This window comes from Micromonospora sp. NPDC049230 (assembly GCF_040647875.1).
In the GTDB taxonomy this organism is placed as follows: domain Bacteria; phylum Actinomycetota; class Actinomycetes; order Mycobacteriales; family Micromonosporaceae; genus Micromonospora.
The window spans coordinates 1-12168 of record NZ_JBEZCZ010000044.1 but is presented as its reverse complement, the minus strand read 5'-3'; the positions used below and the strand labels follow the sequence as shown (position 1 = coordinate 12168).

13 protein-coding genes and 1 pseudogene are annotated in these 12168 nt (G+C 70.0%); 7 read left to right on the top strand and 7 right to left on the bottom strand.

The features are described 5' to 3' along the window. Positions 1-21: 21 nt before the first annotated feature. The gene (locus tag AB0A95_RS28485) at positions 22-315 is read right to left on the bottom strand and encodes a ferredoxin (protein ID WP_357558812.1); all 294 of its coding nucleotides are present in this window, start codon (positions 313-315) and stop codon (positions 22-24) included. Between the two features lie 178 nt (positions 316-493). Here AB0A95_RS28485 and arc point away from each other — a divergent pair, with 178 nt between their 5' ends. The 4 genes from arc to AB0A95_RS28465 all read left to right on the top strand — a co-directional run bounded on the left by arc (position 494) and on the right by AB0A95_RS28465 (position 6334). Beyond that, positions 494-2278, top strand: coding sequence for a proteasome ATPase (gene arc, locus AB0A95_RS28480; RefSeq protein ID WP_357558811.1), 1785 nt, complete (start codon positions 494-496; stop codon positions 2276-2278). Positions 2279-2410: 132 nt separating this feature from the next. After that, positions 2411-4375, top strand: coding sequence for a hypothetical protein (locus AB0A95_RS28475; RefSeq protein WP_357558810.1), 1965 nt, complete (start codon positions 2411-2413; stop codon positions 4373-4375). Positions 4376-4496: 121 nt separating this feature from the next. After that, positions 4497-6014, top strand: a complete 1518-nt coding sequence (gene dop, locus AB0A95_RS28470; protein WP_357558809.1) for a depupylase/deamidase Dop — start codon at positions 4497-4499, stop codon at positions 6012-6014. Positions 6015-6118: 104 nt separating this feature from the next. Beyond that, a complete protein-coding gene (locus AB0A95_RS28465; protein ID WP_030332902.1) occupies positions 6119-6334 on the top strand; it encodes a ubiquitin-like protein Pup in 216 nt (71 codons plus the stop codon). Between the two features lie 35 nt (positions 6335-6369). On the opposite strand, the gene AB0A95_RS28460 is transcribed toward AB0A95_RS28465, so the two are convergent. Then, positions 6370-6849 (bottom strand): hypothetical protein, encoded by a 480-nt coding sequence (locus AB0A95_RS28460; protein ID WP_357558862.1) that lies wholly within the window; start codon positions 6847-6849, stop codon positions 6370-6372. Here AB0A95_RS28460 and AB0A95_RS28455 point away from each other — a divergent pair. The 3 genes from AB0A95_RS28455 (at position 6736) to prcA (ending at position 8691) form a co-directional block, all read left to right on the top strand. Further along, positions 6736-7044 (top strand): endonuclease VII domain-containing protein, encoded by a 309-nt coding sequence (locus AB0A95_RS28455; protein ID WP_357558856.1) that lies wholly within the window; start codon positions 6736-6738, stop codon positions 7042-7044. The genes AB0A95_RS28460 and AB0A95_RS28455 overlap by 114 nt on opposite strands. After that, positions 6963-7802 carry a proteasome subunit beta gene (gene prcB, locus AB0A95_RS28450; RefSeq protein WP_357558807.1) on the top strand — a complete coding sequence of 280 codons (840 nt, stop codon included), beginning with the start codon at positions 6963-6965 and terminating at the stop codon, positions 7800-7802. Before AB0A95_RS28455 ends, prcB begins: the two co-directional genes overlap by 82 nt. Positions 7803-7863: 61 nt before the next feature. Beyond that, on the top strand, positions 7864-8691 hold the full coding sequence (gene prcA, locus AB0A95_RS28445) for a proteasome subunit alpha (RefSeq protein WP_357558806.1): 828 nt from the start codon (positions 7864-7866) through the stop codon (positions 8689-8691). A gap of 119 nt (positions 8692-8810) precedes the next feature. Here prcA and AB0A95_RS28440 read toward each other — a convergent pair whose 3' ends face one another. From AB0A95_RS28440 to AB0A95_RS28420, 5 genes and pseudogenes are all read right to left on the bottom strand, one after another. Further along, entirely contained in the window at positions 8811-10121 is a 1311-nt protein-coding gene (locus AB0A95_RS28440; RefSeq protein ID WP_357558805.1) for a polysaccharide biosynthesis protein, read from the bottom strand. Next, a complete protein-coding gene (locus tag AB0A95_RS28435; protein WP_357558803.1) occupies positions 10118-10819 on the bottom strand; it encodes a glycosyltransferase family 2 protein in 702 nt (233 codons plus the stop codon). Before AB0A95_RS28435 ends, AB0A95_RS28440 begins: the two co-directional genes overlap by 4 nt. Continuing rightward, on the bottom strand, positions 10812-11183 hold the full coding sequence (locus AB0A95_RS28430) for a DUF2304 domain-containing protein (protein WP_357558802.1): 372 nt from the start codon (positions 11181-11183) through the stop codon (positions 10812-10814). Before AB0A95_RS28430 ends, AB0A95_RS28435 begins: the two co-directional genes overlap by 8 nt. Further along, positions 11180-12067 carry a dTDP-4-dehydrorhamnose reductase gene (rfbD, locus tag AB0A95_RS28425; RefSeq protein WP_357558801.1) on the bottom strand — a complete coding sequence of 296 codons (888 nt, stop codon included), beginning with the start codon at positions 12065-12067 and terminating at the stop codon, positions 11180-11182. Before rfbD ends, AB0A95_RS28430 begins: the two co-directional genes overlap by 4 nt. Then, positions 12064-12168 (bottom strand): annotated as a pseudogene (locus AB0A95_RS28420) (dTDP-glucose 4,6-dehydratase); the annotation flags it as partial. The gene rfbD and the pseudogene AB0A95_RS28420, both read right to left, overlap by 4 nt.

Sequence of the window (12168 nt, the reverse complement as noted above, 5' to 3'; positions counted from 1 at the left end):
GCGGCCCGGCCGGTGGGTGGCTCAGTCGTCCTCGGCGTCCGGACCGGCGACCTCGACACCGTCGCCGCGCACCACGTGGATGCAGTCGCCCGGGCACTCCTTCGCGGAGTCGATCACCTCGAGCCGCAGGTGCTCGGGCACGTCGACGCGGCTGCCCGGCGTCGTCCGCAGCTCACCGTCGGCACCCTTGACGTACGCCAGGCCGTCGATGTCGAACTCGAAAACCTCCGGCGCGTACTGCACGCAGAGCCCATCGCCCGTGCACAGATCCTGGTCCACCCAGACCCGCAGCTGATCGGTCGCGACCTCGGTCACCGGCGCACCCCCCATGTTCTCCCGTCCTACTCTTCGACGGTACCCGAACGCCAGTAACGGCCCGTCAGGCCACCCTTGGCGATCAAGGTTCGGTGACGAGGGTGTTGCGTGGGACCGAATCGGCCTCATAGCGGCTAGTGTTAGGGCAGAACGTTCAAGCCCCCCGGGGAGGTGGGACGTGGCAGCACGCAGCGACGACGCGGACTCGCGCGCCGCACGGTGGGAGAAGGAAGCCCACGATCTCTCCACGCAGGTCGCGTTCCTGCAGGAGGAACTCGCTCTGGTGCGTCGTAAGTTGACCGAAAGCCCCCGACACGTCCGGCAGCTCGAAGAGCGGCTGGCGGCCACCCAGGCACAGTTGGCGCGGCTGACCGAGAACAACGACCGGCTGGTGAGCACCCTCAAGGAGGCTCGCACGCAGATCGTGACGCTCAAGGAAGAGATCGACCGGCTCGCGCAACCGCCGAGTGGCTACGGGGTCTTCCTGGCCAAGCACGACGACGGCTCGGTGGACGTCTTCACCGGCGGTCGCAAACTACGGGTCGCGGTCTCACCCTCGCTGGACGTGGGTGACCTGCGCCGTGGCCAGGAGGTCCTGCTCAACGACGCGCTCAACATCGTCGACGCGTTCGGCTATGAGCGGGTCGGTGAGGTCGTGATGCTCAAGGAGATCCTGGAGGGACCAGGCGGCGGGCCGGGTGACCGGGCGCTCGTGGTCTCACACTCCGACGAGGAACGCATCGTGCACCTCGCCGAGACCCTCATCGGCTCGGCGATCCGTGCCGGCGACTCGCTCATGATCGAGCCCCGCTCGGCGTACGCGTACGAGCGGATCCCGAAGAGCGAGGTCGAGGAGCTGGTCCTGGAGGAGGTGCCCGACGTCGACTACGGCGACATCGGTGGCCTCCAGTCGCAGATCGAGCAGATCCGCGACGCGGTGGAGTTGCCGTTCCTGCACGCGGACCTGTTCCGTGAGCACCAGCTCCGCCCGCCCAAGGGCATCCTGCTCTACGGCCCGCCCGGCTGTGGCAAGACGCTCATCGCCAAGGCGGTGGCCAACTCGCTGGCCAAGAAGATCGCCGAACGGCAGGGCAAGGAGAAGCACACCAGCTTCTTCCTCAACATCAAGGGCCCCGAGCTGCTCAACAAGTACGTCGGCGAGACCGAGCGGCACATCCGGCTGATCTTCCAGCGGGCACGGGAGAAGGCCGGCGAGGGCACCCCGGTGATCGTGTTCTTCGACGAGATGGACTCGATCTTCCGGACCCGTGGCTCCGGTGTCTCCTCCGACGTGGAGAACACCATCGTCCCGCAGCTGCTCAGCGAGATCGACGGCGTGGAGGGGCTGGAGAACGTCATCGTCATCGGCGCCTCCAACCGGGAAGACATGATCGACCCGGCGATCCTGCGCCCCGGTCGGCTCGACGTGAAGATCAAGATCGAGCGACCGGACGCCGAAGCGGCCAAGGACATCTTCTCCAAGTACATCCTCGCCGGGCTGCCCCTGCACCCGGACGACCTGGCCGAACACTCGGCCGACCCCCAGGCCACCGTCGCGGCGATGATCGACGCCGTGGTGCTGCGGATGTACTCCGAAACGGAGGAGAACCGCTTCCTCGAGGTCACCTACGCCAACGGTGACAAGGAAGTCCTCTACTTCAAGGACTTCAACTCCGGCGCGATGATCCAGAACATCGTCGACCGGGCCAAGAAGATGGCCATCAAGGAGTTCCTCACCTCCGGACGCAAGGGGCTGCGCCTGCAGCACCTGCTCGACTCCTGCGTCGACGAGTTCCGCGAGAACGAGGACCTCCCCAACACCACCAACCCCGACGACTGGGCCCGCATCTCCGGCAAGAAGGGCGAGCGGATCGTCTACATCCGCACGCTCGTCTCCGGCGGCAAGGGCGCCGAGGCCGGGCGGTCCATCGAGACCGCCAGCAACACCGGCCAGTACCTCTGAGCGAACGGTGACACCGGCGGGCCCGGGACGCGACGCGTTCCGGGCCCGCCCGTCACGCCGGCCCCCCCACACACGCTCGACCGCACCGGATACGCTGTTGCGCCCCCCTCAATCGACCCGTCGAGGATCCGCGTGCCGTCCGAGCTCACCGTCACCGTCCCGCCGGCACGCGCCGCTGTCGACCCGGCCACCCCGCCGCCGGCCCACACTCGCCGTTCGCTTCTCATCGCACTCGCGGCAGCCTGGCTGATCCCCGCCGCGGCGTACCCGCTGCACCTGGCCTGGCTGCTGCCCCCGCTCGTGCTGCTGGCCACGGCCAGCCTGCTGCGCGGTGGCCGGACCCTGCTCGACCGCCTGCTGCTCGGCGCTCTGCTGCTCGTCGGCGCCACCACCGCCGCCGGTCTGCTCTTCACGGTCTGGCCGTGGGGGCTGCACCCGGTCGCGGTCAGCGGCGCCGCGCTGACGGCGCTAACCCTCGCCGCGGCGGCCACCGGCCGACGTCCCACCCTGCCGCGTCCAGGCTGGACCGACCTGCTGCCGATCATCGCCACCGCCGCCACCGTCGGCTATCTCGCCCAGCCCTGGCTGCGTGCCGGCACCCTCGCCGGGCGTCTCAGCCTGCTCGCCCTCGGCGAGGACAACTTCCGCCACGTCGCCCTCGTCGACGCGATCGGCCGGCTCGGCGGGTACGCCTTCCTCGACCCGGCCGGCTCCCGTGACCACATCGTCTCGTTGCTCGCCCGCTATCCGCAGGGATGGCACCTCACCACGGCGCTCCTCGACACCCACCTGCGCTCGGCCACCGGCACGCCCAGCGGGGTCAGCAGCCTCACCCACTACGGGTGGTGGTGCCTCGCCACCTTCGGCCTGCTCACGCTCACCCTCTTCTGGGCCGCCCAGCGACTGCCCGGCCCCCTGCACCCGTTGCACCGCGGCGTCCTGACCATCGTCGTCGGGGCGCTCGTCCTCGGCAGCCAGATGCCCCGCCTGCTGATCGCCGGCTACCCCAGCGAGGTGCTCGGCCTCACCCTGGCCGTCGCGCTGACCGCCCTGGTCGTCCGCCCCCTGGCCGGCAACCGCGAACAACTCGTGCTGTTGGCCGCCCTGCTCGTCGGCATCGGCTTCACCTACTACCTCTACCTCCCACCGGCCGGGCTGCTCGTCCTCGGCTGGCTCATCGCCCACCGCCGCGAGCTGTCCCAGATCCGCCGGACGCTGCTCACCGTCGGCCTGGTCACCGCACTGCTCGCCCCGCTGCCCCTGCTGGTCGGCGTCCTCGGCGGCAGCCAGACCGAGGCGCTCGACGCCAAGGCCGGCCCCGAACTCGCCGAGGCGTGGCGTGCGCTGCTCGGCCTCACCCCGATCGTGCTGATCGTCCTCGTGATCCAGGCTCGTCGCGCCGACCGGGCCTGGCGCCGCCACCTCGCCGCCGTGCTGGTGGCTGTCGGGTTCGCCCTCGCCATCGCCGTGGCCAACATCCTCACCGGCGTCCAGCCCGCCTACTACTTCATGAAGGGCACCCACCTCGCCACCGGTCTGCTCATCGTCGGCACCGCCGCCCTGGTCCGGCTGCTGCCCGTGCCGTCCGGCGCCGACCGTCGCGACCGGATCCGCGCCGCCGCCCCACCCGTGCTCGCCGCCGCACTGGCCGTGCTCACCGTCGTGACGCTCTGCGGGCTGACCGGCTGGCGCGACAGCCTGCTTGTGGTCGACAAGCAGAGCTGGACCTGGCTCTTGGTCCAGCACAACGTCGACAAGCCGTCGAGGGTGGCCCGGGTCTGCGCTGCCGCGTACCGCCGTCACCCCGTCCAGCAGGGCACCGTCACCGTCGTGCTGGACCGCACCGCCTACCGCGGCTACGCCGAATCGATCTGCCTGTCCGCGCTGCAAGCCAGCACCGCGCAGACCGAAGGGGCCATTTACCTGCCCGTGTTCGAGGAACCCGCGCGCACCCGCAGGATAATGCGCGAAACGTCCGGTCCGATCCGGCTGCTGATCAGCGACCCGGCCGCGCAGCTACGCGTCGACAGTCTGCTCACCAGATACCCCGAACTACGGACCCGCGTCACCACCGTACCGATGATCATCAAGTACTGAGCGCGTCGCCACCGGGACGACACCCGTAACCCGCCCGCACCGGCGTGCCCCCGTCCCCGAACAGTCGGACTACGCTCGACATGACGGGGGACCGGGTCGGGCGAGCGAAGCGGGTAGGTCGATGAGCGTAAGACGGATCATGGGCACCGAGGTCGAGTACGGCATCTCCGTGCCCGGACAGGCCGGAGCCAACCCGATGGTCACCTCGTCACAGGTGGTCAACGCCTACGGGGCACGCCCCGAGCTCAACCGGGGCGGTCGAGCCCGCTGGGACTACGAGGAAGAGTCGCCACTGCGCGACGCCCGCGGTTTCACCTACTCCGGGGCCGCCTACGACCCCGCCGAGGCACTGGCCGACGAGGACCTCGGCCTGGCCAACGTGATACTCACCAACGGTGCACGTCTCTACGTCGACCACGCCCACCCCGAATACTCCACCCCGGAGGTCACCACCCCGCGCGACATCGTGCGCTGGGACAAGGCCGGCGAACGGGTGATGGCCGAGGCGTCCCGCCGCGCCGCCACCATCCCGGGCAGCCAGCCGATCCACCTCTACAAGAACAACACCGACAACAAGGGCGCCAGCTACGGCGCCCACGAAAACTACCTGATGCGTCGGCAGACCCCGTTCGCCGACATCGTGACGTACCTGACGCCGTTCTTCGTCACCCGCCAGATCGTCTGCGGCGCGGGCCGGGTCGGCATCGGCCAGGACGGCGGGCAGAGCGGCTTCCAGATCTCCCAGCGTGCCGACTTCTTCGAGGTCGAGGTGGGACTGGAGACCACACTCAAGCGGCCGATCATCAACACCCGCGACGAGCCACACGCCGACGCCGACAAATACCGTCGGCTGCACGTCATCATCGGCGACGCCAACCTCTCCGAAATCTCCACCTACCTCAAGGTCGGCACCACCTCGCTGATCCTCAACATGATCGAGGAAAAGGCGCTCGGCGCCGACCTCGGCATCGCCGACCCGGTCAGCGAGTTGCGCGCGGTCAGCCACGACCCCGGCCTGTCGCACCTCATGCGACTGCGCGACGGTCGCCGGCTCACCGCACTGGACCTGCAGTGGGCGTACCTGGAGCGGGCCCGGTCCTTTGTCGAGGACCGCTACGGCACCGACGCCGACGAGCAGACCGTCGACGTGCTCGACCGCTGGGAGAGCGTCCTGGACCGGCTCGGCCGCGACCCGATGCTCTGCGTCGACGAGTTGGACTGGGTGGCCAAGCTGCGGCTGCTCGAGGGTTACCGCGAACGGGAGAAGCTCGGCTGGGGCTCGCACAAGCTCCAACTCGTCGACCTACAGTATTCCGACGTCCGGCCGGAGAAGGGCCTCTACCACCGCCTGGTCACCCGGAAGGCGATGAAGACGCTGCTCACCGACGACGAGACGCGTACCGCGATGACCGAGCCGCCGGAGGACACCCGGGCCTACTTCCGGGGCCGCTGCCTGGCCCAGTACGCGTCCGAGGTCGTCGCCGCGAGCTGGGACTCGGTGATCTTCGACGTGGGCCGGGAGTCGCTGGTCCGGGTGCCGATGATGGAGCCGGAGCGCGGCACGCGGGCCCATGTGGGGGCGCTGTTCGACCGCTGTGCCAGCGCCAAGGATCTGCTGGAGACGTTGACCGGCGGCTGACCGTACGTCCTAATGCCCGTCGCGTGCCGTAAGCCGGCGCGCGGCGGGCTTTTCGTCGCCCGCGCGAGGTAAGTTCATCGCAGACGATCGTGGAGGAGGCAGCAGTGGCCACTCATGACAGCGGCGGCCAGTCGCAGTCCGGCAAGTCCCGTCAGGGCGAGGAAATCGAGGACGTCACCACCGAGGCCAACCCCGAGGTGGCCGAGCGGCACGCCGAGATCACCGAGGACGTCGACGACCTCCTCGACGAGATCGACTCCGTCCTCGAAGAAAACGCAGAGGAATTTGTCAGAGGCTATGTACAGAAAGGCGGGCAATAGAGGAAATACCGATCAAATCGGACATGCCTCGTCTGTCAGAGGACCGAGACGGCCACCGCCGCTGTCGAGATTGTGGCGAGTGGCTGCCCCTTGAGCAGTTCTGTGCCAACAGCAAGCGACCGGACGGTCGCGGGAGCTATTGCAAGCCGTGCTTCAACGTCCGCTCGAAGGCCAGCCACGCCAAGCGTCTGAAGGAGCGGGAGGGTCGGGACGTGCGTCAGTTGCCGTCGGTGCCGGAGGTGCACCGACGGTGCCCGGCCTGTGGTGCCACCAAGCCCCTCGACGACGTTCCCCGGAACCGCTCCGGTCGTGGGGGACACGGCCGATACTGCAAGCCTTGCCACAACGAGAAGGGCAAGGAGAGCAAGATTCGGCTGTACGGTGGCACACGCGAATACCACCTGCGGCGGCGGTACGGCGTCGGGGAGAAGGAGTTTCAGGAGCTCCTGGCCGAGCGGGGCGGGGTCTGCGCGATCTGTGGCGGCGCGGACCCGCAACATCTGGACCACGATCATCGCACCGGTTGGGTGCGCGGGATACTCTGCTTCAACTGCAACGGTGGTCTTGGCCAGTTCCGTGACAGTCCCATGAGGCTGGCCAGGGCAATCACGTATCTGAGAGGAACCACGTGGCAGCGGGCTTTGATCCATCCGGGCGTCTACCAGATGTGTTCACCAACGCGGGGACGTCCTCCTTCACGACGTTCCTGAGTCGGGTGGCTCCCGAGATGCTGCCCGGTCGGCGGCCGCTGCCGCCGGGCATGGCAGCGGACCTGGCGCCGCACGCGACCACCATCGTGGCCATCTCGGCCGCCGGTGGCGTGGTGATGGCCGGCGACCGGCGGGCCACCATGGGCAACCTGATCGCCCAGCGCGACATCGAGAAGGTGCATCCGGCCGACGCGTACTCCCTGGTGGGGATCGCGGGCACGGCGGGCATCGGGATCGAGCTGATGCGACTGTTCCAGGTGGAGCTGGAGCACTACGAGAAGATCGAGGGCGCGATGCTCTCGCTCGACGGCAAGGCCAACCGGTTGGCGTCGATGATCCGCGGCAACCTCGGTGCGGCCATGCAGGGCCTGGCCGTGGTGCCGCTGTTCGCCGGCTTCGACCTGGCCGCCGCCGACCCGGCGGGGGCCGGTCGGATCTTCAGCTTCGACGTGACCGGCGGTCCGTACGAGGAGACCGGCTACGACGCCATCGGTTCCGGCTCGCTCTTCGCGAAGTCGGCGCTGAAGAAGCGTTTCCGCAGCGGTCTGTCGGTCGACGACGCCACCCGCCTCGCGGTCGAGGCGCTCTACGACGCGGCGGACGACGACACCGCGACCGGCGGCCCGGATCTGACCCGTCGGATCTATCCGGTGGTGATGACCGCTACCGCCGAGGGCACCCGCCGGTTGACCGACGCCGAGACGGCGACGATCGCCGAGGGCGTGGTCGCCGGTCGGATGGAGAACCCGGGCGGGTGAGCCCCGTCCACCCCCACCAGTCAGCAGTCGTCAGCACCGCGCCGTAAGGAGAACCGCCGCCGTGGCCATGCAGTTCTACGCCTCGCCCGAACAGATCATGCGCGACCGCTCCGAGTTGGCCCGCAAGGGCATCGCTCGGGGTCGCAGCGCTGTGGTCCTCAGCTATTCCGGCGGGGTGCTCTTCGTCGCGGAGAACCTCTCCAGCGCCCTGCACAAGGTCAGCGAGATCTACGACCGGATCGGTTTCGCCGCGGTCGGTCGGTACAACGAGTTCGAGAATCTGCGCCGGGCCGGTGTGCGGATGGCCGACCTGAACGGGCTCAGCTACGACCGGCGGGACGTCACCGGGCGGGCCCTGGCCAACGCGTTCGCGCAGACGCTGGGTGCGATCTTCACCGAGCAGTCGAAGCCGTTCGAGGTGGAGATCTGCGTGGCGGAGGTCGGGGCGACAGCGGAGGACGACGAGTTGTACCGGCTGACGTACGACGGCTCGGTCAACGACGAGCCGGGCCGGATGGCCATGGGTGGCCAGGCCGAGGCGATCACCGGGGTGCTGAAGTCGCAGCACCGCGCGGACATGTCCCTCGGCGAGGCGGCCCGGGTCGCGGTGCAGGCGTTGAGCACTGTTGGTGGCGAGGGCGGTGCGGCCCGGACGATCGCCGCCAACCAGTTGGAGGTGGCGGTGTTGGACCGCCACCGGGTGGGGCGTACGTTCCGCCGGATCACCGGTGCGGCGCTGACCGCGTTGTTGGACGGCGACGTGTCCGCCGAGCAGCCGGCGGAGGCGGGTGGGCCGGACACTCCGGCGCAACCCACCACGGAGTCGCACAAGCCGACGACGTCGGCGGCGTCCGCCGACCTGGAGGACAAGCCGGCGGACGGCAAGTAGCAGCGGTCGACGCGGCGGGCGGCTGGGTGTCCTGGCCGCCCGCCGCGGCATGTCCAGCACCCGGGGCGCCTCGGGCACCGCAGGTCAGCGTGACCTGGGTGCTCGGGGTGTGACCCCGATCAGACCCCTCCGGGCACGCCGCCAGGCGTGGCGGCCTCGAAGGCCGGGGTGTGGGTGGGTGCCGGGGTGGTGGCGCGGGTGCGCAGCAGCACGGCCATGACGGCGGCGACCACGACGGAGCCGATGGCGTAGCCGAGCTCGACCCGCAGCGCCGTGGAGACCGGGGCGAGCGTCGCGACGACGAGTGCCGCCACGCCGATGGCCCAGGCGAGGGCCTGTGCCCGGTGCCGGTTGAGGGCGAGCAGTGCCTGGCCGAGGACCATCGCCCAGAGGTAGGCGAGAGTCGCGACGGCGAGCCAGGCGAAGTCGGCGTGGCCGAGGACGCCGGGCGCGTCGAAGAGGGTCTGCACCAGCCAGGGGCCGAGGAGCACGGCGAGGATGGCGCCGGTGAGGCCGAGGGCGCTGACGATGCCGAGGGCGCGGCGGAGCAGGTTGTGGAAGCCGCTGAGGTCGCCGGTGCTGGCCGAGGTGGCGAGGCCGGGTAGCAGCGATGCCTGGAGCGAGGCGAAGACGAACAGGGGGATTCGGACCAGCACCAGCGCGGAGAGCAGGGCGCCGGCGGTTGCCACGTCGGACGGGTCGAGCACCTTGACGTTGATCACGCCGATGTTGACCACGACCTGGGCGAGCAGGCTGGAGGCGGTGAGGAGGCCGAGGCCGCGCAGCAGGGTCGCCCAGGCCACCGGGGCGCCACCGCCGATGGCTCGCAGGATCGGTGGCGCGGTGAGGATGGCACCGGCGACGGGCGCGATGAGCAGCACCGCGCCGTACCAGACGGGGTTGGTGACGCCGTTGAGGCCGAGCACGGCGACGAGTGCGATGCGCAGGCCGCCGTCGATGCCGAGTTGGGTGCCGTACCAGGGGAACAGTTGCAGGCCGGAGAGGACGCCGCGGGTGGTGTGCGCGACGGCGAGCCCGGCCAGCGCGCCGATCAGGACGGTGACCATCGCGCTGTCGCCGGCGAAGAGCCGGTCGGCGAGTGCCTCCCGGGTGGCGATGATCAGGGCGACGACGGCGGCGAGCAGGCCGGCGGCCAGGGCCGCCCCCCGGGCCAGTACCGGCCCGGGGGGAAGGCCCTGGCTGTGCCGGGCGGCGACGAGTCGGGCGATCTCCTGCTCGACCGGCATGAAGAGGCCGATGCCGAGGGTGAAGACGATCGACCAGAGTACGGACAGGGAGTTGTAGTCCGGTCCGCTGAGGCTGTGCCCGGCGACCGCCAGGTGGACGTAGGAGGCGAGCCCCAGCAGGGCCAGCCCGGCGCCGACAGCGACGGTGCCCGGTGGGACCAGACTCAGGAGCCGGCGGATCACCGGCGAATGAGCGCCAACGTGAGGACGGCGAACGCGCGGCCGAGATAGATCATGGCCTTGGCGGGGGAGTGGCTGGGGGTGCCCGCCATCCGCTTGCGCATGGCCACCGGCACCTGGCGGATGGTGTAGCCGCGTCGGGCGGTGTGCACGAGGGTCTCCACCGTGTCGCCCAGGTATTCCACCGGGTACCAGGCGGCGAACATCTCGATCACCCGACGGTTGGCCGCCCGGAACCCGGAGGTGGTGTCGGTGAGCTTGGTGTGGGCGACGCGGGACAGCACCCCGGAGAGCATGACCATGGCCCAGCGGCGGGGGCCGCGCACGTTGTAGTCACCCTCGCCGGCGAACCGGGCGCCGATCACCAGGTCGGTCTCGTCGAGCAGGTCGACGAGTTTCGGCACGTACCGGGGGTCGTGCTGGCCGTCCGCGTCGATCTGGATGGCGACGTCGTAGTCGTGGTCGCGCGCGTACCGGTAACCCACCCGCATGGCGCCGCCGACGCCGAGGTTGTAGGGCAGTTTCGCGACGAGGGCGCCGGCGGCGGCGGCGACCGCCGCGGTGCGGTCGGTGGAGCCGTCGTCGATGACGATCACGTCGACGCCGGGCAGCTCACCGCGGACCTCGCCGACCACGTCGGCGATCGAGCCGGACTCGTTGAGCGCCGGGATGATGATCAGGACCCGCTTGCCGTTAACCATCGGTGCGCACCAGTTCGTCTCGGGCCGCCCGGTCCGCGTCGATCTCGGTGCGGAGCAGAGCGAAGTCTTCTGCCAACGTGCGGGTCTCTTCTTCCAGGGCGCTGACCTCCCAACTGAGGTGCACGCACACCAGCAGCAGGAAGATGATGCCGAGGAAGAGCACCAGGCTCACGCCGGAGGCGACGCCGAGCAGCTCGGCGACGTTGTCCAACAGACGGGGGAAGAGCGACAGGGGGATGACGATCACCAGGACGCCGAGCCAGAGCATGCCGTACTTCTCGCGGAGCTGCCGGCGGCGCAGCAGCTCGACGATCGTGGCCAGCAATATCAGGCCGGTCAGGCCGGTGACGAGGGTGAGCTTCATGCGACCTTCCACGGAGCGGGCGGAGCGGGGGAGTCGAACGCGTCGACGAGGGTGGCATGCCAGTCGGGGAGCGACGGCAGACCTGCGGCCGCCCAGCGGCTGTGCGCTAGCACACTGTACGCCGGACGAGGAGCAGGAAGAGGATACCGGTCGCTGGTGGTGGGTCGGATCCGGTCCGGGTCGAGTCCGGCCAGCGTGAACGTGGCGCGGGCCAGCCCGTACTTGGTCGTCTGGCCGGCGCAGGTGCTGTGGTAGACGCCGGGAGCGGCCCGGCCCTCCAGGGCGGCGTCGGCGAGTGCGACGAGCCGCTCGGCGAGCGGGTAGGACCAGGTGGGCTGGCCGTGCTGGTCGTCGACCACGGTGATCTGTTCCCGCTGGGCGGCGAGTCGGAGCATGGTGGCCACGAAGTTCGGCCCGTGCGCGCCGTACAGCCAGGCGGTGCGGACCACGTACCCGTTGTCGGGCAGCAGCCGGGCGACGGCCCGCTCGCCGACCAGCTTGCCTCGGCCGTACGCGTTGATCGGTGCGGTGGGGGCGTCCTCCGGGTAGGGGGTGTTCGCGTCGCCGGAGAAGACGTAGTCGGTGGAAACCTGGATCAGTCGCGCGCCGCTGGCGGCACACGCCGACGCGAGGTTCGCCACGCCGTGGCCGTTGACGGCGGTGGCTGCCGCCTCGTTGGCTTCGGCGCCGTCAACGTTGGTCCACGCCGCCGTGTTGATCACGATGTCGTGCTCGGCGACCGCCTCGCGGACGGCGGCGGGATCGGTGATGTCCAGGTCGGCGCGCCCCGCCGCGGTCACCTTGAGGTCGGACCGGGCGTGCAGCACCGTGACCAGGTCCCGGCCGAGCATCCCGCCGGCGCCGGTGACGAGTAGTCGGGTCATGCGGTGGGTGTGGTCTTGAGGGGTTCCCACCAGGTGCGGTTGTCGCGGTACCAGGTGACGGTGTCGGCGAGGCCGGCGTCGAGGGTGATGCTGGGGGTGTA

What these genes read in the sequence shown, in the direction of transcription:
- rfbD (WP_357558801.1), bottom strand. Translation starts at nt 12,067, where the DNA reads ATGACCCGACTACTCGTCACCGGCGCCGGCGGGATGCTCGGCCGGGAC.
- AB0A95_RS28460 (WP_357558862.1), bottom strand. Translation starts at nt 6,849, where the DNA reads ATGATCGTGGTCCAGATGTTGCGGGTCCGCGCCGCCACAGATCGCGCA.
- dop (WP_357558809.1), top strand. Translation starts at nt 4,497, where the DNA reads ATGAGCGTAAGACGGATCATGGGCACCGAGGTCGAGTACGGCATCTCC.
- AB0A95_RS28430 (WP_357558802.1), bottom strand. Translation starts at nt 11,183, where the DNA reads ATGAAGCTCACCCTCGTCACCGGCCTGACCGGCCTGATATTGCTGGCC.
- AB0A95_RS28435 (WP_357558803.1), bottom strand. Translation starts at nt 10,819, where the DNA reads ATGGTTAACGGCAAGCGGGTCCTGATCATCATCCCGGCGCTCAACGAG.